This window comes from Atribacterota bacterium (assembly GCA_028717805.1).
Classification (GTDB): domain Bacteria; phylum Atribacterota; class Phoenicimicrobiia; order Phoenicimicrobiales; family Stramentimicrobiaceae; genus Stramentimicrobium.
This window is the reverse complement of the sequence record JAQUNC010000008.1, coordinates 1-21,040: the sequence shown is the minus strand read 5'-3', so window position 1 is coordinate 21,040 and position 21,040 is coordinate 1. Positions and strand designations below refer to the sequence as shown.

17 protein-coding genes and 1 tRNA gene are annotated in these 21,040 nt (G+C 34.7%); 1 reads left to right on the top strand and 17 read right to left on the bottom strand.

Annotation, left to right across the window (positions count from 1 at the left end; all coding sequences use genetic code 11):
• Window positions 1-308: 308 nt before the first annotated feature.
• From PHD84_03095 to PHD84_03040, 12 genes are all read right to left on the bottom strand, one after another.
• Entirely contained in the window at window positions 309-1,085 is a 777-nt protein-coding gene (locus PHD84_03095; protein ID MDD5636789.1) for a TdeIII family type II restriction endonuclease, read from the bottom strand.
• Between the two features lies 1 nt (window position 1,086).
• On the bottom strand, window positions 1,087-2,676 hold the full coding sequence (locus tag PHD84_03090) for a DNA methyltransferase (GenBank protein ID MDD5636788.1): 1,590 nt from the start codon (window positions 2,674-2,676) through the stop codon (window positions 1,087-1,089).
• Between the two features lie 180 nt (window positions 2,677-2,856).
• A tRNA-Pro gene (locus PHD84_03085) sits at window positions 2,857-2,934 on the bottom strand.
• A gap of 22 nt (window positions 2,935-2,956) precedes the next feature.
• Window positions 2,957-3,496, bottom strand: coding sequence for a biotin transporter BioY (locus tag PHD84_03080; protein MDD5636787.1), 540 nt, complete (start codon window positions 3,494-3,496; stop codon window positions 2,957-2,959).
• Between the two features lie 61 nt (window positions 3,497-3,557).
• Window positions 3,558-4,802, bottom strand: coding sequence for a glyceraldehyde 3-phosphate dehydrogenase NAD-binding domain-containing protein (locus PHD84_03075; GenBank protein ID MDD5636786.1), 1,245 nt, complete (start codon window positions 4,800-4,802; stop codon window positions 3,558-3,560).
• A 1-nt stretch (window position 4,803) separates the two neighbouring features.
• Window positions 4,804-8,925: a PEP/pyruvate-binding domain-containing protein gene (locus PHD84_03070; GenBank protein MDD5636785.1), complete on the bottom strand. Its 4,122-nt coding sequence runs from the start codon at window positions 8,923-8,925 to the stop codon at window positions 4,804-4,806.
• Between the two features lie 33 nt (window positions 8,926-8,958).
• Complete coding sequence (locus PHD84_03065; GenBank protein MDD5636784.1) at window positions 8,959-9,939, bottom strand: biotin--[acetyl-CoA-carboxylase] ligase; 981 nt, start codon at window positions 9,937-9,939, stop codon at window positions 8,959-8,961.
• A gap of 18 nt (window positions 9,940-9,957) precedes the next feature.
• Entirely contained in the window at window positions 9,958-10,611 is a 654-nt protein-coding gene (locus PHD84_03060; GenBank protein ID MDD5636783.1) for a deoxynucleoside kinase, read from the bottom strand.
• 17 nt (window positions 10,612-10,628) lie between these two features.
• Window positions 10,629-11,255 carry a deoxynucleoside kinase gene (locus PHD84_03055; protein MDD5636782.1) on the bottom strand — a complete coding sequence of 209 codons (627 nt, stop codon included), beginning with the start codon at window positions 11,253-11,255 and terminating at the stop codon, window positions 10,629-10,631.
• A 339-nt stretch (window positions 11,256-11,594) separates the two neighbouring features.
• A complete protein-coding gene (locus PHD84_03050) occupies window positions 11,595-13,214 on the bottom strand; it encodes a carbon starvation protein A (GenBank protein MDD5636781.1) in 1,620 nt (539 codons plus the stop codon).
• Window positions 13,215-13,381: 167 nt separating this feature from the next.
• Window positions 13,382-13,927, bottom strand: a complete 546-nt coding sequence (locus PHD84_03045; GenBank protein MDD5636780.1) for a hypothetical protein — start codon at window positions 13,925-13,927, stop codon at window positions 13,382-13,384.
• A 239-nt stretch (window positions 13,928-14,166) separates the two neighbouring features.
• On the bottom strand, window positions 14,167-14,328 hold the full coding sequence (locus PHD84_03040; protein ID MDD5636779.1) for a hypothetical protein: 162 nt from the start codon (window positions 14,326-14,328) through the stop codon (window positions 14,167-14,169).
• 135 nt (window positions 14,329-14,463) lie between these two features.
• Between PHD84_03040 and PHD84_03035 the strand changes: the two genes are divergently transcribed.
• On the top strand, window positions 14,464-14,940 hold the full coding sequence (locus PHD84_03035; GenBank protein MDD5636778.1) for an FmdE family protein: 477 nt from the start codon (window positions 14,464-14,466) through the stop codon (window positions 14,938-14,940).
• 147 nt (window positions 14,941-15,087) lie between these two features.
• Here PHD84_03035 and PHD84_03030 read toward each other — a convergent pair whose 3' ends face one another.
• The 5 genes from PHD84_03030 to PHD84_03010 all read right to left on the bottom strand — a co-directional run bounded on the left by PHD84_03030 (window position 15,088) and on the right by PHD84_03010 (window position 20,905).
• Window positions 15,088-16,467 carry a dihydroorotase family protein gene (locus PHD84_03030; GenBank protein MDD5636777.1) on the bottom strand — a complete coding sequence of 460 codons (1,380 nt, stop codon included), beginning with the start codon at window positions 16,465-16,467 and terminating at the stop codon, window positions 15,088-15,090.
• A gap of 83 nt (window positions 16,468-16,550) precedes the next feature.
• Complete coding sequence (locus PHD84_03025; protein MDD5636776.1) at window positions 16,551-17,222, bottom strand: aspartate/glutamate racemase family protein; 672 nt, start codon at window positions 17,220-17,222, stop codon at window positions 16,551-16,553.
• 35 nt (window positions 17,223-17,257) lie between these two features.
• Window positions 17,258-19,189, bottom strand: a complete 1,932-nt coding sequence (locus PHD84_03020) for an aldehyde ferredoxin oxidoreductase C-terminal domain-containing protein (protein MDD5636775.1) — start codon at window positions 19,187-19,189, stop codon at window positions 17,258-17,260.
• Between the two features lie 15 nt (window positions 19,190-19,204).
• Complete coding sequence (locus PHD84_03015) at window positions 19,205-19,444, bottom strand: hypothetical protein (protein MDD5636774.1); 240 nt, start codon at window positions 19,442-19,444, stop codon at window positions 19,205-19,207.
• 42 nt (window positions 19,445-19,486) lie between these two features.
• The gene (locus tag PHD84_03010) at window positions 19,487-20,905 is read right to left on the bottom strand and encodes an aspartate ammonia-lyase (GenBank protein ID MDD5636773.1); all 1,419 of its coding nucleotides are present in this window, start codon (window positions 20,903-20,905) and stop codon (window positions 19,487-19,489) included.
• Between the last annotated feature and the right edge of the window lie 135 nt (window positions 20,906-21,040).

The window sequence follows — 21,040 nt, the reverse complement described above, 5'->3', positions numbered from 1 at the left end:
TTTTATCGGTTTTAGTTATTCCAGTTTTTTTAAAGATTTAAAAAAGTTACTTGTTTATTGAATATGAATAATCCTGTACCATATTGTCATTTTTGTCTTATTTTGGAAATATGGCAAATTATATTTCCATTTTTAGAAATATAAAGATATAATAGTATTCTTTTTCAACATATAAATGCTATATTACACCAACTCGGTATCTAATATTTTGAAGGAATACAGTATTTTTTGACCAACAGTAAATTCTCAACTACTGATTTAAGGTAATCTTATAGGTAATGTGGTTTAATGTGGCTTTAAGTTAACTATCATTTTAGTGTTTTAATTTTTTTATCAATCTCATCATATAACTCTGACCCTGCTTGTTCAAATATCTTTAATAAATCTTCATAAGTATTTTCCCCACCTAACAAGTCCCAAAATTCATGACCCACTAACACTTCTTCCGATAAATCAAATAACCCCTGCAAGGTCCAGCGTTCATAAGGTTTCGGTTCATAAGGATTGTAAGGAATAGCAACTATAGTTTTAATTTTTACATCAGTTTTTTCACTACTTCGCATTGCAATCCAATCCAATAATTGCTTTTTTATCCCAATGAATTCATTGATATTTGGTTTAGCAGTTTTAATTTCAAAATAATATTCTATGCCATTCATTTCTATATAAAGGTCAACTCGTTTTTTCAATTTCCTTCCTAAATTTCCTTTCTTGGCAACCTCTAAAATCTCATCAGTCTCTTTTTCTTTATCAGGTTTGCGCAAAGCTGATCGTAAATCACGCATAATTCTATCAATTGTTAAAACTGACTCACTACTGATATAACCTACAAATTCTCTATATTGACCAATAGCCATTTTTGCTTTTGGTTCAGCTATCAATTTCCCAATTTGTTCAAATATTGAAGTACCTAACATTGTGTTAACTGATTGAATAAAGGAAAATATAGCCATTCTATCTTTGCCAAGTAAGCGAAAATGAAAAGGCATATAATTTGTTTCAGGAGCATAAGTTGCCAGCTTATTGTGGATCTTCCCAATTAAATAATCTTTTATTTGTTTACTTTGTTGGATAGTAAGTGCCATATTATTCTCTATCTTTTAAATGGAATATCGTCTCAGAATAGGGAGATTTGTCTCTTTCCGTCCTATTTAATACAGGGCGTTTAAACTGGTTTATAATCTTCATACTAGCTCGCTGAGCAATTTCTGGATATAGATTGTACTTATCATTAGCAACTAAAAATACGTTAAAATCTTTTGCTAAAAAATTTCGGCAATTCAGTAAAACTTTTGAAATTCCTTCTACATAAGCAACTCGTGCCTCTGGTCCTTTTCCTTTATATAGAGGACCTATTTCAAGTTCATCTTTACGTTGAAAACCAAAAAGATCATAGGCATAAGCATGTTGTTCATGGTAATCAATCTGCCCAACGTAAGGTGGAGAGGTAAAAATCCCCTGGATTTTATTTTTTAACAATAATTCATAAAATTTCTTATTTCGTTTTTCAATTTCCTTAAAAATATCCATTGTACGAGAATCGGAAGAAATAATTATGTAATAAGAATGGGTTTTAAGTTGAGAAAAAGTTTTTAATCGGTAAAATGTATCAATTGCATAACGATTAAACCACGTTTTTATAGAAAAAATTGGTTTACATATTTTTTTGTGTTTCCAACAATAGTAAGTAGTTACTTGTGGTTCTTTAAGGGTAGCTAAATCTGAATGTGTTGTAGCACGACAGGATCTAATTGTTCTACTTAATATTACTGCTAAAATCTTTTTGTTTTTTATATCTTCAATTTTTTTAATTAACTCGAAGGCAAAATCAATCTCTTTTTTTACATTCCTGATATACCATTTATCTAAAAAGTTTTGAGCAGAAAAATGATTAAGTTCAATATTGTATTTTTTAACCAGATCATTATAAATATCTAAGAACTCTTGTTCTTTTTCAGCACCATATTGCTCCTCATCTATTCGTTTTGTGTTCACCTTATATTTGAATTCCGGACTGGGGAAATGCTTGCGATTAAATTCGGCTAATTGTAACAACAGTTCTTCTTCAAAATCTCTAACATTGCTTTTAGATTCAAATTCAGCAATAGCCTTTTGAATTTTTCTGATTTCCTTTTCCAGAGAAGTAAAATCATAATTAAGTAGTTTTGCTTCTGCAATCAGACAATTAAACCGAGATATGTCAATTCCTATGGAATGCATTCCCATTTCATTAGCTTGTACCAACGTGGTTCCAGAACCCATGAAAGGATCAAGAATAATATCTCCAGGCTTAAAATAAACACCTTTTTTAAAATCATCTATATGATCATCTATAAAATATTGAACCAGCTGGGGGATAAATTTTCCTTTGTATGGGTGTAAGCGATGCACATGCTTTGTAGTATCTTTTTCTCTTAAGTGATCAAAAGATAAGGACCAATTTAAATCTTCACCCAGTTGCTTTTTCCAATTTATTTCACGCCAACCTCGATAAGACTGGTAATAATGTCTTAAATCATCTACATCTACCAGTATCGAATTCCCGCCATTGTATTTTCTTACTTTTCCATACTGAATTAAATAGGATATATTAGACTCACTAATTTCTCTCTGTAAAAAATCACTTGCCCATTGGCTTGCTTCTTTAATTGTAAGTAGGGTTTTTGTGTGATACATAGTATTTCCTTAAAATTGTTATTTAAACTTACTATTTTTTGAGATATTAGTAGAAATTTACATTCATTTGTCTATTAATTATGATAGCAAATTAACATAAATCAAGCAATAAAATCATTAAATAGTATCTTCGAATATAACCTTGAAAGGAACTTAGTAATAAGATTAATAAAAAGTAGGTGGTCGGGGCGAGAGGATTTGAACCTCCGACCTCTTGGTCCCGAACCAAGCGCGCTAACCAAGCTGCGCTACGCCCCGCATAGTTACGAACAAAATTATATCACACCTCAGGTAAGGAAACCACTGATTTTAGTCTGAGGGCAAGGAAAGAAGCAATAATCACTTTTAAACAATCACCCGGTAAAAAGGGAATTGCTCCCACCAGGACAGCCTCCTTTATCCCTATTCTGGTGATAATTAATAATTGGATTACTCCAGTAAGATATATTATAAATGCTCCCAGTAATCCCACAGTAAAATAAGACCATATGCTGGCTTCTTTTAACTTTTCAATGAGTTTTCCAATAACATAAGCAGAGATAACAAAACCTATTAAAAAACCTCCAGTTGGTCCCACTAAAATCCCTAAGCCTCCTCTAAACCCGGAAAAGACCGGTAAACCCACTGCTCCCAGCAAGATGTAGATTAATTGACTAAAAGCACCCAGTCTGCTTCCTAAAACCATTCCGGATAAAAAAGTAAACAGGTTTTGTAAACTTATGGGAACTATGCCAATAGGAATGGAAATAAAAGCACCGGCAGCAGTTAGTGCTGCAAATAGGGAAACCAGAGTCATTTGACGAATAGTTATTTTTTTCATTGGCAAACCTACAATTTACAATGTTCTTTAATAATATATCTTTCCACTGTTTTTAATATATTTATAAGTTTTTATCAATATAGATAGCCAGCTTCCCTAAACAGTGAACATAACTGCCATATTCATTATCATACCATCCAAATAAGGTAGAGTGAGTTATTGGAATATCAATTGTTTTATCAGAATTGAATCCCACCTTTTGCAGCATTCCCGGATTAAGGCTGATAAATCCAGTTCGAGTATGAGTATCATGACCCTCTATAACAACTGCATACAGTTTTCCTTTTAAATCTGATGATACATTCTGATTATCGCTGTAACATAAAAGATTTTTTTGTGCTCCTTGAGCTGTGTTCTGATAGATACTATTCAGAAATTCTCGATTAATGATAGAATTTCCTCTTTTATCCAAATAGGTATGAAAAGTAAGATTTAAAATAATGAGAGAAACGGTATCGGTGGGAATTCGAACAGAATCTGCCATAAAACCAACCCTTTTCACCTCTGGCAAAACTTTTTCTAAGGTATTGGCAGCCCCAGTAGTAGAAAGGATAATATTATTAAAGACCATTCTATTTTTTCGTAAATCTGTATCACCAGCACCAGGCAGTGAATCAAGCACTCGTTGGCTATTAGTGGCAGCATGAATGGTGGATAAGGATGCTGTTAGTATATTTTTGGTTTCTTCTCTTTCTAGTAAAGGTCTTACCATGTGGGCTAAAGCAGTAGTAGTGCATGAAGCGGCAGAAATAATGTTATGCTTATGTTGATTAAAGGAAGTGTGATTAATACCATAAATAAGGGTACTGCAGTCCACCGGCATTTTTCTGGATTTATCTTTTATTTTAAAAGGTGCACTATTAATAACCTTTTGAGCTCCGGCAAATAGATGCCCTCTCAGGCTACCTATATCATTATCTTCAGCAACAGTAGGATCATTAAAAGCACCAGTAGTATCAATAACTATTTTTACTCCATATTCTTTCCAGCCTATATTTCTGGGATTTCTCGCTTGACATAATATTTTTACTGGTTTCCCAAAAATTTCTAAAAGATTTTCTTTTTCATTAATAATCTTAATATCTTTTTCTGCCTTTATACCAAATAAAAATCTTTCTATAGAGCCATAAGTGGAATCTGTAGCTATCAAATTGGCAATATCTACCAGATTAGTTCCAACCGAACGCCCTATATTTATTATAAAACTATCAAAATGATTTTCCTGCAGCTGATACCATAAGGTTAATTTACCAATTCTGCCTAATCCATTAATACCCAGGCGATTCTTTGTACTATTTGAGTCCAATTTATAGGTTTCCCTTCTCATTAAAATAAGATATTTGTTCTAAATCAATAGCATGATGACCTTTATAGATATTCCCCAGGTAGGCATCTATGGCAATTTTATCACCAGTTTTGAATTCCGTATTATTAATAATGCATTTCTTTTCCCCTTCTAGTACTATTAAGTGTTTACAATTCACCACACAAACTTTACCTAACTGGGCAGCGGTGACTGCTGCATGAGAGGTGACTCCGCCACGTGAAGTTAACAGTCCATCACATTCAAATATCATTTCAATATCATCCGGTACTGTATCAGGTCGAATTAAAATCTTGTGCTCTTGAGGATATCTTTCTGCCAGCAGTCTTATATCATCCAGGCTAAAAGCAACACGACCATTCATTGCCCCTCTACCGACTCCGATACCCGATCCAGCCAGATGGCTAAGAATATCTGGACTGGTAAAAATAGGAGTTTTTTCTTTATCCTTCAGGGCATACGGTCTGGTTTGCAAGATATATAAATCTTGCCTGTGTTTTGACTTAAAGGTAAATTCAATTTCTTGATGCTCATACCCTCTCTGATAAATTAACTCTTTTGCTAATCTAAGCAATTCTTGATAAATTTCCGGAAATTGTTTTTCCAGAGACTCTCCTCTAAACTGAGGAAATTTTTTATTTTGAAATTCGGAAACCGGTAAAGTATAAACTAATCCAGATACAATATCTTCTCCCTGACTGCAACTGGTAAAATCGCCATATAAGGTAACCTCCGAACTTTTTTCAAATGGTACCTTGGTAAAAAAGACTCCGGTCCCCGATTCAGTATTAATATTACCAAAAACCATTTCCTGTACTATAACTGCTGTTCCCCATTCTTCGGCAATCTGAAGCTTTTTACGAAAAATTTGCGCTCTATCATTGTACCAGGATTGAAATACAAGAATTATAGCCTGGATCAGCTGTTTGAAGGGATCCTCTTCAAATTTAATCCCACAATCCAGCAGCAAAGTTTTATAAGAAAAGGCAATCGCTTTCATCTGTTCTTTGCTAAATTTTCTCTTTTCTTCTACTTCATATTTTTGTTTAAATCCTAAGATAAGTTTGTCAAATTCATCTCGCTCTATTCCATGAGCCATGCCCCAATTTTGTAATAACCTTCGGTAAGAATCCCAGACTGCCCATCCATACTCAGGGATTTTGCTTAAACTTTCGGCAATCTCATCATTCATACCAATATTCAAAATGGAATCCATAGCTCCAGGCATGGGAATGACTGTTCCGGAACGAACTGCCAGGAAGAGAGGGTTTTTTAAATCTCCAAATTTTTTCCTGGTTATTCTTTCTAATTCCATTAATTTATCTCTTATCATCCCCAATATTGCCTGGTACATTTCAGGAAACTGCATGATAGCTTTTCTATCTCGAAACCATTCTGTAGTAAGCACAAAACCTGGCGGAATGGGAAATTTGTAGGAATATAATTTTTTAAGATAATAGGCTTTGGCACCTAAAAATATCTGGTTATCTACTTTAGGATTGGATTTGTGTAAGGAAGTACATAATAATTTGGGATTATAATTGAGTAACATATGAATCACTTCTGGTTTTAATCTCGCCATCATATTTCTTAAAGTACTCAGTATTTTAGAAACATAATTATCTAAACTTTGCACTAAAAAAGCGGCAACGATTATGTCACGGTAAAATTCTTCTGATTTCCGGTAGATAATGTGCTCCTGATTGGTTTTGTTAGAAGTATCGGTCCCCATGATGTTTTGCCGAATAATCGTTTTCAGAGATGAACTGAAGGGCAGTATATAATAATTATCAATTATTTCTTTAATATTGAGAGTAAAAAAATAGAAAATATTCACAAACTGGTCCATGGAAAAGGTTGTAGTTTTAAAACTATAATTAAGCATTTCCAGATGGGAGTTAAAATTCTCATTGGAAATTCCATTTAGACTTAATCCTTCTTTAAATAAATCTAATATTCTGGCAGCATTATGGAAACCATCTATAGTCATATAATCCAGATTTCTTTGACTGATTAATTTACTGATAAGATAATCTGCTAATTTTTCCAGGCGCAGAATTAATCCCATAGCAACTAATTTTTGTTCATAATATTGTCCATACATGGAAGGAATTCCGGAGGCAATATGACGCTTAAGGTATATGCTTTCCTGGGCTTCAGTCTTGGGAGATTCCAGAATGATTTTCTTTAAGCGGGAGATCATATTATAAATAAGTTTTATCGAAGCGGTACATTTGTCATTTTTAATATTATTTTCTAACTTTTTTATTTCCCTGATGGTAAAAATATTTGATTTTTGCAAATCAAGGCAAATAAATTTATAATCCAGTGTATATTTATGTTTTAATAGTTGATAAAGTTCAATCAGATAAATAATTCGCTTGCTATTACAGTCATCAAGGTTTTTGATTTTTTCTAAAGCCTTTTTTATTTCATCAATATCCTTCTCCAGCATAGCTACTGGACTTACTTTCATTGCTTTACAAAGCTTACGTGTAATATTATGTACCGGATCAAACCACTTTCCTGACACAGACAACTCTTTTTGAACATCGCTGGGAAGATACTCTAATAAAGGGTGATGATTCCTGTCATACCAGAAACAAAAAATTCTTCTTATCAGTTCTATCTGTGAGTTATTGCTTTCTACATGTACTTGCTTTCTTAAAAAATGGATTAATCTATCTTCACTATAAGAAAGTTTATCTATATCTGTAGATAGTTCCCTGATCTTTCCCTCTGCTCCAACTGCGCTAAAATAAACCGGAAAAAGGCTTAGTAATTGCTTTATTAACACATAGTTTGATTTGATATCACTATTGAGTAATTTGCTAACATCCCTTTGAAAAAGATCTTCATCTCGAATAAGCACTCCTCCCAGCTTCAAATTTACGATTAAAGCAGATATGAGCTTACTGCTATGCCGGATTGAGCACTTGATTAATTCAAGCCATAATCTAATTATCTTGAGATGATTATTATCGGTCTGAATTTGCCAATCATCGTTAATTTTTACTTCACCAGGATAAATAAAACCAAATCTGATAAGATGCTCAATCAAAGTATCTATATAGGTCTGATCTTCTGTTTGATATATACCTTGCCCCAATCTCAACAAGCATTCTAAAATCTTTTCCATATTTTCAGTTTTGAGGCTATTAAAGAGGGAGAAAGTAGTGGTCAAAAAACTATTCAGAGGTAATTCTGCTATATCTTCAGGGGCAAACCTTTTATAGAGCTGGGCTAATTCCACTAACAGAGAATCTCTTAATCCCATCATTTCCGGGATTTCCAGTAAGTAATAAAGGAAATGTATTTTCTCTAAAATCGATGCATCTTTTTCAAGGTAACCAATTAATTTAGCTATACATTCTTTAAAATCAGGGATGCTGTCCAGTTCCTCCCAGTTATGGGCTTGAGATAATTTTTCCTGCATTTCGGAAATAAATTGTTTTTCTCTTTTAGCGATATTTAAGATTTCTACCTTATATTTCTCAGAAAAATATTTATCCTGCTTTTGACACCATTCCTGGAAATCCAGCTGATTTTTCCATATCTGTATATTTTCCTTTAGAGATACCCTGAGTAAATTCTCCATTCTCCGGGAATAATCTCTATGCTTGGTGAGGTGAGTAGGAAGCTTTTTTAATAAACTCGATGAGTATATTCTTATATCTTTATCATGGTGTAAGGTTTTATCCAGAATATGAAACACTTCTTCAGCAAGAAAATCTAATTCCACTTCCATATAGTCATCTTTGGCTAACTCCCGAATGAATTCAAATAAGGTTTCCAGAACTCGTTGTTTGTCCCTAAAATTAAGCTCTTTATTTAACATATCATTAAATAATGTTAGGATGGCTTTGATAGCCCTACTCGCTTCAGGGTGAGATTTATAAAACCACATATCATTGAGGGCTATCTCTCTGAGTTTTTCATGGACAAATTTTGGTCTGAGAGGAGAAAGGTAAATTTCTGTCAAGAAATTTATTATTCTCTGATGGATACCAAAATAAGCAGAAGAAATATCTAATAACCATTTTTGTTCAGTAGAAAGATTTTTATCTTTTACTACTTGCCTGGTATCTTTTTGTATTATTGGCATTTTACCTTCTTTGTAACCTTCCCTTCTACTTTTTTATTTTAGAACAGTACCAGATATTATTTCCATAGTTTTACCGTCATCCGTTTTAAAAATTAAGGCACCTTTATCTGAAATATTAATAGCTTCTCCAGCAATAATTTTTTCTTCGGTATCCAGCCTAATTCTTTTCCCTATTATATTGTTGTAGAGTTTCCATTCTTCTAAAATTAAGGAAAAATCTTTTCTTTTCAACATCTCATAAAACTTTTCCCACTCAGTACAAAGATACTGCACTAACATAACCCGGGGTATCAATTGCCCAGTAATTTCTTTTAAGGAAATAGAACATTTGCGAATATCTTCGGGTAACTCAGATGAGTCATTATTGGCATTTATGCCTATTCCTACTATAACCCACTGTATATTCTTTGTCTCTGTACTCATTTCAGTTAATATACCGCATACTTTCCTATCATCTATAAGTATATCATTGGGCCATTTAATTTGCGCCTTAATTGGAAACAATTTACTGATTGTGTTAGCTACAACCACAGCAGCCATTAAGGTAATTAATCCTATAGAAGAAGAAATAATTTCAGGATACAATATTATAGAAAGCCAGATGCCACCTGCTGGAGAAAACCATGTTTTCCCTAATCTACCTTTCCCTTCGCTTTGTTGCTCAGTAATAATAATTGTTCCTTCTGGTATGTTATCGGTTTTTCTTAGAATCTTCTGTTTAGCTATTATATTAGTAGAGGTTAGTGCAGGAAAATAATAGATTGTTTGTCCAATATATCTGGTAGTTAGTTTATTTTTAATCTCAAATGGTAACAAAATATCAGGACGGGAAATAATACGATAACTTTTTTGATCATTTATAGAAATAGAATATCCTAATTGTTTTAATTGCTGAATCTGTTTTTCTACTTCTGCCCGGGAAAGTGAGAGCCTATTACTTAATTCTTCTATCGCTATGGGATACTCCTCTGATAGATAAGATAATACGGGAATATCCAGATTTTTTAAATTCATTTCCATCAATTTTTCTATTCAATCCTTAACATCAGTTGAGTCAAAAGAGACTTTTTCTACTCCCTGCAATTTAGTCAGAATTTTTTCAGTGATCAGTTGCAGATGTTCCGTTCTCTGCACAAAATCAAGATCATCAGTGGGAACTGTCAAAATAGGACAAATAGTAAATCCCTCTAACCATTTCTCATACAATATATTGAGTTGTTCTAAGTAGGCTCTGGAAATTTTTTTCTCATAATCCCTGCCCCGTAAGGCAATTCTTCTCTTTAAAGTGTCAACAGATGCCTGCAGGTAAATTATCAGATTAGGCGGAGATAAAAAATCCACCATAATACTGAATAACTCTCTATAATTATGATAGTCTCGGGGTTCCATCAATCCCTGTTCATACAAATTTTTAGCAAATATATCAACATCCTCGTAAATACTACGGTCTTGTACCACAGAAGATGGGTCTCTCACTATAGTCTGGTGATGTTGAAAGCGTTTAGAGAGGAAAAAAACTTGCAGATGAAAACTCCATTTTTTCATATCATAATAAAAATCTTCTAAATAGGGATTGTTTTCTACCACTTCATAAAAAGCCTTCCATCCCAGCCGTTTACTCAAAAGCTTGGTCAAACTTGATTTTCCGCTTCCGATGTTTCCAGAGATAATAATAAATTTTTTCATAACTAAGTGACTCTTTCTCATTCTTTGTCTTTCTCTTGAACCTTCTGACACACAAACTCTAAATCACGACTATTGCCCACAAAATCTAATTCATCAGCATTAATGATGACCAGCTTGGTTTGGGGAAAACTATGCTGATTAGTAAAATAGTCTTCATAAGATTTATTTAGTCTTTCCATATATTGAACAGAGATTTTACGTTCAAAAGGACGGTCTCTGAGCATTATCCTTTTCATCAGTAAGTTGGTGCTGGCTCTTAAGTAGACAATCATATCAGGAGCAGGTATATCCCGACATATTATTTGATATAGATGTTCATACATTGCCAGTTCATTGCCGGAAAGAGTAAGGTAAGCAAAAATCCGGTCTTTAGCAAACATATAATCCGAAAATGACAATTGTCTGAAAAGGTCCTGTTGAGCAGCCTTTACCTGCTGGTCATATCGACTTAATAAAAAGAAAATCTGGGTTCGAAAAGCAAAGTCTTTTATGTCTTCATAAAAATGAGGTAAAAAAGGATTTTCTTCCACAACTTCCAGGATAGCTCGGGCATTATATCGTTTGCTCAATTGTAGCACTAAACTTGTTTTTCCGGCACCAATAGCTCCTTCAACCGCAATATACTTACTCCGGAATGCGTACATTTACCACACCTCTTCTTCTTTTGTAATTCGGGACTAATGATACTTAGATAGGGATTCAAGGTGAATCCTTATCCTTGTGAATCCTTGCATTAGTACTTAGTATATCGTATCTAATATACCGTAAATTATATAATTTATTTTTCTTTATCAAAAAAATTTTTATAGTATCGTAATGTTAAAAAATTCCGATATTCTAAAAAAAGATTGATAATTCCAATAGATAAGGATAAATCAGGCTGACTTTTGCCAGCCTGATTTATTTTTATTCATTGTCGGGGCGTTGAGGCGTTATACTACTTTATAAATATATACTGCCTTTACTTTTTGGCAATCAATTATTTATTTAGCTTCACCAGTGGATACTTTTTCTTTAAATTTACCCAAAGCCTGGAATCCACTATAGACTACAAAGCTAGCTAAGATTAACAATAAAATAGATACTGTACCGAGAAGAACATTGCCCCTACCAAAATTGGTAAAGACCAGATTAATAAGGGCAACAATGGTAACAATCATCATAAAAGCCATAGGATAATAAGTGACTTTGAAGTTTTTACCCAGATGAGCTAGATAGGCAGTGGCACCCATTAAGGATAAACCAGCCAATAATTGGTTAGAAGAACCGAAGATCGGCCAGATTGCAGCCCATTGTCCGGTTAAGGCCAGTGCTCCACCGGCAATAACAGTTATAATGGTACCCATATAACGATTAGAAATAGAGGGCATTTTTTCAGCTGTTAGTTCTTCAAAGCAGTACCTTCCCAGACGTGTTGCTGTATCCAGAGATGTAATCAAAAAGGCAGAGATAGTCAAAGAACCAAAGACAACACCGGTCTGTTCCGGGACACCTAAACCAGCTAAAAATTTACCCAGACCGTGTGCAAATATACCAACTGCACCACCCCATTCAGCCAAACCTGTCTTCATCCCTTCCTGAGTCAATATAGCAGCTGTACCAAGGGCAATAACTGCCAGCACTCCTTCAAGAAGCATGGCTCCGTAGCCTACTAATCTGGTATCTTTCTCATTGTCAAGCTGCTTTGCTGTGGTTCCAGAGGCAACCATGGAATGGAAACCAGAAACTGCACCACAGGCTATAGTAACAAATAACATGGGGAATAAAAATCCTACCCCTGTTTTGAAACTGGTATAAGCAGGATAAACCAAAGTAGGTCTGACAACCAGTATTCCAAGGATTCCACCAATAAGAGCAACATAAAGCAGGAAAGAGGAGAGATAATCACGAGGTTGTAATAACATCCAGACCGGCAAGGTTGAAGCCAGAAAGATGTAGGCAATTAAAATCCAGGTCCAAGTCACTTGATTGAAGAATAAAAATGGTGAATTAAGTCCAATCCAGATGGAAACAAAGAGGAGAATTACCCCAATTACTGTAACCAGTGGTAGACTCATATTGGCACGATAAAGAGCGAATCCCATAGCCATGGCAATCAATAACATTAAAAATCCGGCTGTGGCAACAGAGGCATTAGCGGCAAAAGCCTGGGCAGTTAAAATGGTAAAGACTGCAACCACCAATACCAGAGCTAACCAGGCAAATAGTAAAAACCAGGTTCTTGCTTTCTTACCCACATACTGTCCAATAATCTCACCCACAGATTTGCCCTTATGACGAGCTGAGGTAATCAAGCCGAAATAGTCATGTACTCCTCCTACAAAAATACAACCAAGTACAATCCAGATAAAACAGGGCAGCCACCCAAATACTACTGCTGCAATTGGGCCGGTAATTGGTCCGGCACCGGCAATGGAGGCAAAATGGTGACCTAGTAAAACCGGAGCCTTGGCTGGAACATAATCTACCCCATCAGTCATAGTGTGTGCTGGCGTCTTGGCTTTGTCATCAATCTCAACTAATTTATCTAAAAAACTTCCATATATCCTGTAAGCAATAATATAAAGAATAATGGCTAAAATCAGTATGGTTAACAGACTCATTAGAACAAACCTCCTTCAAAAATGATTAGAAAGAAATTAATTAATAAATGTTTTTAATAAAAAATAATGATTGAAAAATGAGCAATAGATCGATACCCCGACAATAGGATTATACATTTAAATCCTAAAACTTGAGCAAGAACAGATAATATAAGCGATTGTATTAATTAATTAATTACTGATTGTTTTTTACCACCCCCTAATTCCTTTTTAAAATTATAGACTGAGGCAATTTCTTTACCTTTGGGATTACAGTATACGCAACTGTGTTTAAGGTCAATAAGCAATAAACGAATATCACACCAGCCCTTTATTCCTAAGACAAAGGTCTTGCCATATCTGAATCTTTTAGTAGTAGCAATTGCCTCTGGAGAAAAACCTTGAGCAGATATTATTATTCCATTGATTGTGTGAGACATCACCTCAAAAGAAGGGATAACCAGTTCCCGGGTGATATTGATTAAAAATTGAGAAAAATCATTTATAATTCTATCATCTACTAATTGTTCAAATCCCTGGACAAAGATAATTTCTTTTTCCTGGTAACGGTCAATTTGAATTTTTTTGGTAAGAACATGACGGTAATGCTCTAGAACAGAAAGAGCATATATATCTATTTTCTTTCCTGAGATTAATTTGTTAGTTTCAACATTATAATGCAGCTTATATCTTTTTGATAATCCTTCAAGATATTCTGATAATGTGGGTTGCATTTTGCTTTTTAATTTCCTTGCTAGATTTATTATTTTTTTTCTTCACTTAACTATTTTTATTTTATTACAATCATTTTTCGATTGCAACTATATTAATTGTGGGATAAATATTATTTATAAAATGGAACATAATCCTTTCCACATCTACATTAAATACTTACCACTTTTATTTTCAAGCTCATATTGGTATTCTATTTTTTCTTTTTATGCTGGCAAAATGCTAGAATTAATTATTATTCTCATCCACCGCTGCCAGGAATAACAACAATTATTGCACAGATAAACTCATGCCCATGGCCTCCCTGAGCAAATTGATCCGGAATTTTTTCTATAATTATTGTGTTATTAAAAAGATATCTGGAAAGAAAGAGCTGATGATATATGACTATTTTCCTTGACATTTCTCAGCTTTATGATAATATTTAAGTATATTAGATAGTGTTACAATTAATATTTTCGTAACACAATAACCAAAAAAGAAGCAGATCGTGGGAAGACTTATGATAGTGTATAAATGATAAAGCGTAAAGGAATCAATGATTAAATTAGCAGTGGATTATAATAATATCAATGCTATGGTTGAACGTGGCATTAAGCTACATGGTCACTCCGGACCCTACCTTAATCTGGGTATTAAGATGGGTTTATTTGCCCTGGATTTGCTGGGAGTAAAAGGATATTTTGATCTCTCAACTGAAATAGAATTAGAATACCGTACTCCGACATCCTGCTTGATCGACGGTTTACAGATATCTACCGGTTGCACTATGGGCAAAGGAAACATCAGAGTAAAAAATAATCCTGGTATAATTAGAGTCCTTTTCAAATCAGACCACAAAACACTTCTGGTCACCTTAAAACCAGAAATAAACAAACTAATTGACTTCCAAAAAGAAAGCTGCGAAACTCTGGGAGAACAAATCCTGAATATACCCAATAAGCAGATATTTAATTATGAAATTAAATGTGAACCTTCTAAAATAATTGGTGAGCAAAACAGCACTATTCATTAAGGCAAAGAATGTTACCCTTTCAGTCTTCCTTTCATTAAAAAGCAGAAAAGGCTAATTTTTCAAGCTCATATATCAAATCAGAAAAATTAGCCTTTTAATGTTTTCATCAACTTAAACTTTATGATTTTTAAAGAGACAACAATTCATCTACCTTAATACTTTGATAATCTTCCCATATCCTGGATTAACTTTGATAGCACCATGTTCATAAACAACTTCCCCTCTTACTATAGTCTGTTCTGGTTGTCCATAAACTTCCCATCCATCAAAGACTATGGCGCTGTCTTTGCATTTAGTAAACATTTTATCTTTGTCTATTTTGCCTTTCTGATCTGCATCAAAGATAACAAAATCTGCATCAGCGCCTACCATTATCACTCCTTTTTGGGGATATAATCCGAAAATACGAGCCGGATTTTCACAGATTAGTTGTACCATCATAGCCAGATCAAGCTTATCTTCCTTAACTGCGGTAAACATTAAGGGAAGTCTGGTAGAAAGTCCAGGGAAACCAGCCGGAGGTACAAAAATGTCACCATTACCCTTTTCTTTCTCCTCTTTAGTATAGGGAGCATGATCACTGCCAATTATATCAAAATAACCTGCTCTTAAATATTCCCACATCTCCTCTTGTTCAGCTTCACTACGGACTGGTGGATTACATTTAGCAAAAGCACCGTGCTTAACTAAAGCCTGTTCATTCAAAAACAGATAATGAGGACAGGTTTCCGCAATAGCTAATACTCCTTTTTCCTTTGCTTCTTGAACTAGTTGAACTGCCTCGGGTGTACTGATATGAGCTATTTCCACCTTTGCCCCAGTCTTTTCAGCAAAAAGTAATATTTTAGCAGTAGTTTCAATTTCTACAACAGGAGGACGAGATCTCTCATGATAGATAGGAGAAGTCTTTCCTTCTTTCCTGAGCCGGGCAATGTTTTTCTTAATCATATCATTATTCTCGGCATGAAAAGCAGTAATGAGATCAGTTTCAGCTAATATCTCCATCAATTCATACTGATCACCTGTATCAGGTGCAGTCAATCCAATAAATTCCTTTTCCCTCCCTTCGGGAGCTTCATGTAAGAAAGTTTTAAAAGCAACTATACCTGATTTGGAACATGGTAAAATACTTTCTTTCTGGTCAATCCCGGCAGCTCCAAAAAAGGCTATATCCACCACTGCTTCCTTTTCAGCAATAGCCATTCTGCTTTTCACAATTTCCGGAGAATAAGGTGGCGGAGAAGATATGGGCATTTCCAGCACAGTAGTTACCCCACCTAAAGCAGCTTCTTTGGTTCCCGAAAGAAATGTTTCTCTATATTCATCACCTGGTGCTCTAATATGGACATGCGGATCTACTGTTCCAGGTAGAATTGTTTTTCCCTTGGCATCAATAACCTTTTCTGCTTTTAAAGCATTTTTACTAACAACAGCAATTATTCCATCTTTAATACCGATGCTACAGCTTACTAATTGGTCATTGATAAATACATTTCCGGAATTAATCGCTAGATCATAATTGTCCATTATATACCCTCCTGAGATTTACTAATATATTCTAGTTATTTTTACTAAAAATAAAACATTCAATAAATTGTTAATTATGTATTTTACCTATATTTAGCTATTTTGCTAGTTCCAACTCCATATCTAATAAAAGACTCTATCATCATCAAAGCACATACTAGTCCATCAATAACAGGGACTTCTACAACTTTTTCAATTTCTTTATCTAATCCTGCCATTCCAGCACATCCCAGTATTAAAACTTCAGCTCTATCTTCTTGTACCGCCGCCATCCCTTCTTGGAGTAACTTTTCTCTTTTATCGTTTTCAGTTGCAACTACACCTAAACCGGTAGTACGGATTGATGCGCATCGGTCTTCCAAGCCATATTTTTTGACCAAATCCTCTTTTTGGGGTATTTTTTTTCTTTTTAGTGATAATATGCTGAATTTGTGACCTAAAGGTAAAGCATAAAGCATAGACGCCTCGCCAATTCCTATAACCGGTTTATTGGTTAATTCTCTAAGCAGATCTATACCTATATCGCTATGACAGCCAATGATAAATCCATCATATTGTTTTTCCCAATCCTTGAAATATTTTAATAAATATTTTTCAGCAATAGCTGCATCCAAATAACTTTCAATTCCTAACGGAGCTTCTTCGATTTGCTTAACTTCAATTCTTGTATCAGCCAAGGCATATTTCTCACAGATCTTTCTAATCCCATCCGTTACCTCACTAGAACTATTTGGATTAATACACAATATCTTCAAGTGTCCCTCCTTAATAAGACTAATAGGTATTTCAGCTATCTTGCCACTAATTTTCCTTTTTGGGCAAGCCTGTTAGCTATTTTTTTCATTCCTAACTTTTCCAATACTGATCTAGTTTGTTTTCCTGTTTTAATATCCCATTCCCAGAGGCCATAATATTCATCTAACATTTTATCATATTGTTTTCTATCGATTTTAAATCCTTTGTATGGACCCGATTTTACCTCTTCCTGCATAAATCTTTTAGGAGGCATATCATCTTCCCGAGACATATTCGTATGTAGCTCATTAAACGCCTTTTCCATATTTCTGCCCAAGGTCGCATAATAATCCATTAAATCTTTTTCATTCACATTCAATCCCATACCAGTATTTATTAACTGAACAAAATCTGATATATCAAGAAAATTTGCTCCAGACCATGTTCCGACATAATTGCATATACCCAGATTATCTTCAATTTCTTTAGTTTTCCCCTGCCAAAAAACTCCATAAGCTTGATTTTCATAATCAATTACATTAAACTTACCAATACGTGGTTTAGGCCCATATCTTTTATTCCCCATGGTAGCCCCCCTGAGATGTCTGCCAGCAACTGGTGAAGTAGAAACTGCCAGCGCCCATGCTTTGGGGACCCGAAAAGGCTCTATAGAAGGCTGCCCTTTCATATGTATAATATAATCTTCTGAATTTCTGCCAATATTTTTAGCTGCTTCTATTAACCCATCAGCTAATAAATTACCTAATCCTTCTCTATAAGCCAGTTTTTTTAGCATTTCTATAAAAGATTTACTATTACCCCAATTTAATTCCAATCCATTGGTATCATTTTGGGAAATAATACCTTTCTCATATAATTCAAATGCCCATGATATTACTGCTGCAGCAAAATCGCCATCTAAGCCTAATTTGTTAGTCAGTATCCATGATCCTACGACTGCTTCCGGCTCCGAAACATCAACTCGGCAAGCATGCCCCATAATAGTATTAATCCAAAATCCCTCTCCTCTGGTTCCTTGGTATTCTCCTTTGCTTATTTCCATAAAGGGCATGCATCCAGTTGGACATAGATAACATGCCCTGACCTTTTTTACCATACTGGGAACGCCACTTTGGAGATTCATCAATCTGATTCTTTTTTCGTATTCCCACTGGTCATCCTGTCCGTTTTTAGCAACAATATTAGTATTCCAACCTTCCCATTCAGGATTTGTATAAAAATTCAAGGGAGCTTTTCTCATCAGAGCAGTGCTTTCTTGATTTATACACTTTTTGTTGCATTCTGCCACAATAGCCATAAACTTTTCCGGTTCGGCAACATTTATTTTTCCATGTCCACGAGCCACTATAGCCTTAAGCTTTTTATCTCCCATAACACAACCTACACCTGAGCCGCCAGCAGCTTTTGCAGTATCAACTATAATAGCTGAACCCCTTACCAGATTTTCTCCAGCGGAACCGATTGAAGCAATTTTAATATCCCTATCTCCGATTTCTGCTCGTAGTAGTTCTTCTGTTTCAAAGGTATCTTTTCCCCATAAATTCTCTGCATTTCTAATCTGAATATCATTGTCATTAATATACAGATAAACTGGACTTTTTGCTTTACCAATAATAATTAGGTTGTCATAACCGGCATATTTCAACTCAGGACCCCAAAATCCTCCCACATTTGCTGAGCCCTTTCCTCCATTAAATACATTAATGGTTGAAATATCAACACGACATGCTCCGGGAGCCATTGTTCCTACCATACTACCAACACCAAAACAAAGAAGGTTTTCTGGATCAGACCATTTGGTATTCTTTCCAATTTTTTCCAGCATAATTAGAGAATTAATTCCTCTTCCGCCTAGAGTTTTTAAGGCATACTTTTCGGTATTTTCACTCCATATTTTATTATCGGATAAGTCTATCCATAATATTTTACCTGCTAAACAACCTCTAATGTTTCTATTCTTACTCATAATCGTTTATCCTCATTACCCATTTGATAGACTTAGAGCCCCATAAGAACAGTATTTAACACACAGAGGGATTTCTTCCTCAGAACATTGGTCACAAGTTGACATAATCCTCCACTCAGCTTCACCACTAACCGGATTACGATATATTTTTATACTGCTTTTTTCCGGCCAAAAAGTACGGGTATGATGAAATGAACAGGCTAATTGACAGGATTTACAGTAATAACACAAATTAGCATTTCTTTTTATTATCAAATTTTACCCTTTTTTGCTGCCTCAAGATTCTATAATTAATGTTTAATTTTTTAACAGCTCTTTTCCGGCAATACCGACTTTAGTCATTTCATAAGGATCTAGTATCTTATTTAACTTATCTTCATCCATTATTTTATGCTTCAAAACCACTTCTCTGACGCTCTTATTCTTTAGAAAAGCCTCTCTAGCCACCAGGCAAGTTTTTTCATACCCGATATGTGGATTTAAGGCAGTTATAATACCAATACTTCTCTCTACAAATTCCCGGCATCTTTGTTCATTAGCTATTATTCCATCAATGCATTTTTCTCTGAGCATGTTCTGGACGTTGGTCATTAGATCAAAACTCTGCATTAAATTAAATGCCAATACTGGCTCCATTACATTTAGTTCTAATTGACCTGCCTCAGCGGCTAAATTAATGGTAACATCATTGCCTATGATCTGAAATACCACCTGATTAGTTGCTTCGAGAATTACCGGATTTACTTTTCCTGGCATTATAGATGAGCCAGGTTGAACTTCAGGCAACCTTATCTCATATAAACCTGCCCGTGGGCCAGAAGCCATTAACCTTAAATCATTACATATTTTAGATAATACCACTGCCCATGCTTTAATAGCTGACGAAGCTTCTACATAAGCATCAGCATTTTGGGTAGCATCTACTAAATCTTCTGCTATAAGCAAATCAAACCCTGACATTTCTCTTAGTATTTTTTCTACCAGTTTAATATATTCAGGCTCAGCATTAAGGCAAGTTCCTACTGCTGTTGCTCCCATATTTATTGTTTTTAGTCCTTCTATCGACCGAGCTATTCTTTCTCGTGACCTTTTTGCGGCATTAGTATGAGCTAAAAATTCCTGTCCTAACCGTATAGGAACCGCATCCTGTAAATGAGTTCTGCCCATTTTTAAAACATGGTCCAATTCCTTAGCTTTGGTCCGAAAAGACTTCTCTAATTTATCGGTAGCTTCTAATAATGCCTGTGATTTTATTAGTAGTGCGATTTTGATGGCTGTGGGAACTGCATCATTAGTAGATTGAGACATATTTACATGGGTTAGGGATGATATAACAGAAGTATCACCTCTTTCGCCTTCTCCGTATATTTCAATAGCTCTATTGGCAATTACTTCATTGGCATTCATATTATTAGAAGTTCCTGCTCCACCCTGAATTGGATCTAGCACAAATTCTTCATTTAGTTTACCGTCAATAACCTCTTGAGTAGCATCCATAATAGCCTTAGCCCGTTTTTCATCAAGTAGACCAATTTCCATATTGGCTTTTGCCGCAGCTTTCTTAACTATTCCTAATGCCTTAATAAAATCTCTGTCCATCTTATAACCAGTTAATTTAAAGTTTTCCATTGCTCTTAGAGTTTGTACTCCATAGTAAACATCATTGGGAACTTCTTTCTTCCCCAATAAATCCTCTTCAATACGATACTCTTTCAATTTAAATCTCTCCTTTGACTTATTATTCTTTCTTTATCTTATTTGCTATTACTTATCTAATACAGTTTCCTAAAAACATGCCCTATATCCTGGCTACCCCGCTATCACGTGCTGCCTGAGCTACTGCTTCGGCCT

Coding starts and splice junctions, on each gene's coding strand:
- PHD84_03095 (MDD5636789.1), bottom strand. CDS start 1,085: ATGGCACTTACTATCCAACAAAGTAAACAAATAAAAGATTATTTAATT.
- PHD84_03060 (MDD5636783.1), bottom strand. CDS start 10,611: ATGAAAAAATTTATTATTATCTCTGGAAACATCGGAAGCGGAAAATCA.
- PHD84_03035 (MDD5636778.1), top strand. CDS start 14,464: ATGATTAAATTAGCAGTGGATTATAATAATATCAATGCTATGGTTGAA.
- PHD84_03065 (MDD5636784.1), bottom strand. CDS start 9,939: ATGAATTTAAAAAATCTGGATATTCCCGTATTATCTTATCTATCAGAG.
- PHD84_03080 (MDD5636787.1), bottom strand. CDS start 3,496: ATGAAAAAAATAACTATTCGTCAAATGACTCTGGTTTCCCTATTTGCA.
- PHD84_03050 (MDD5636781.1), bottom strand. CDS start 13,214: ATGAGTCTGTTAACCATACTGATTTTAGCCATTATTCTTTATATTATT.
- PHD84_03070 (MDD5636785.1), bottom strand. CDS start 8,925: ATGCCAATAATACAAAAAGATACCAGGCAAGTAGTAAAAGATAAAAAT.
- PHD84_03055 (MDD5636782.1), bottom strand. CDS start 11,255: ATGTACGCATTCCGGAGTAAGTATATTGCGGTTGAAGGAGCTATTGGT.
- PHD84_03045 (MDD5636780.1), bottom strand. CDS start 13,927: ATGCAACCCACATTATCAGAATATCTTGAAGGATTATCAAAAAGATAT.
- PHD84_03020 (MDD5636775.1), bottom strand. CDS start 19,189: ATGAGTAAGAATAGAAACATTAGAGGTTGTTTAGCAGGTAAAATATTA.
- PHD84_03040 (MDD5636779.1), bottom strand. CDS start 14,328: ATGTCAAGGAAAATAGTCATATATCATCAGCTCTTTCTTTCCAGATAT.
- PHD84_03090 (MDD5636788.1), bottom strand. CDS start 2,676: ATGTATCACACAAAAACCCTACTTACAATTAAAGAAGCAAGCCAATGG.
- PHD84_03030 (MDD5636777.1), bottom strand. CDS start 16,467: ATGGACAATTATGATCTAGCGATTAATTCCGGAAATGTATTTATCAAT.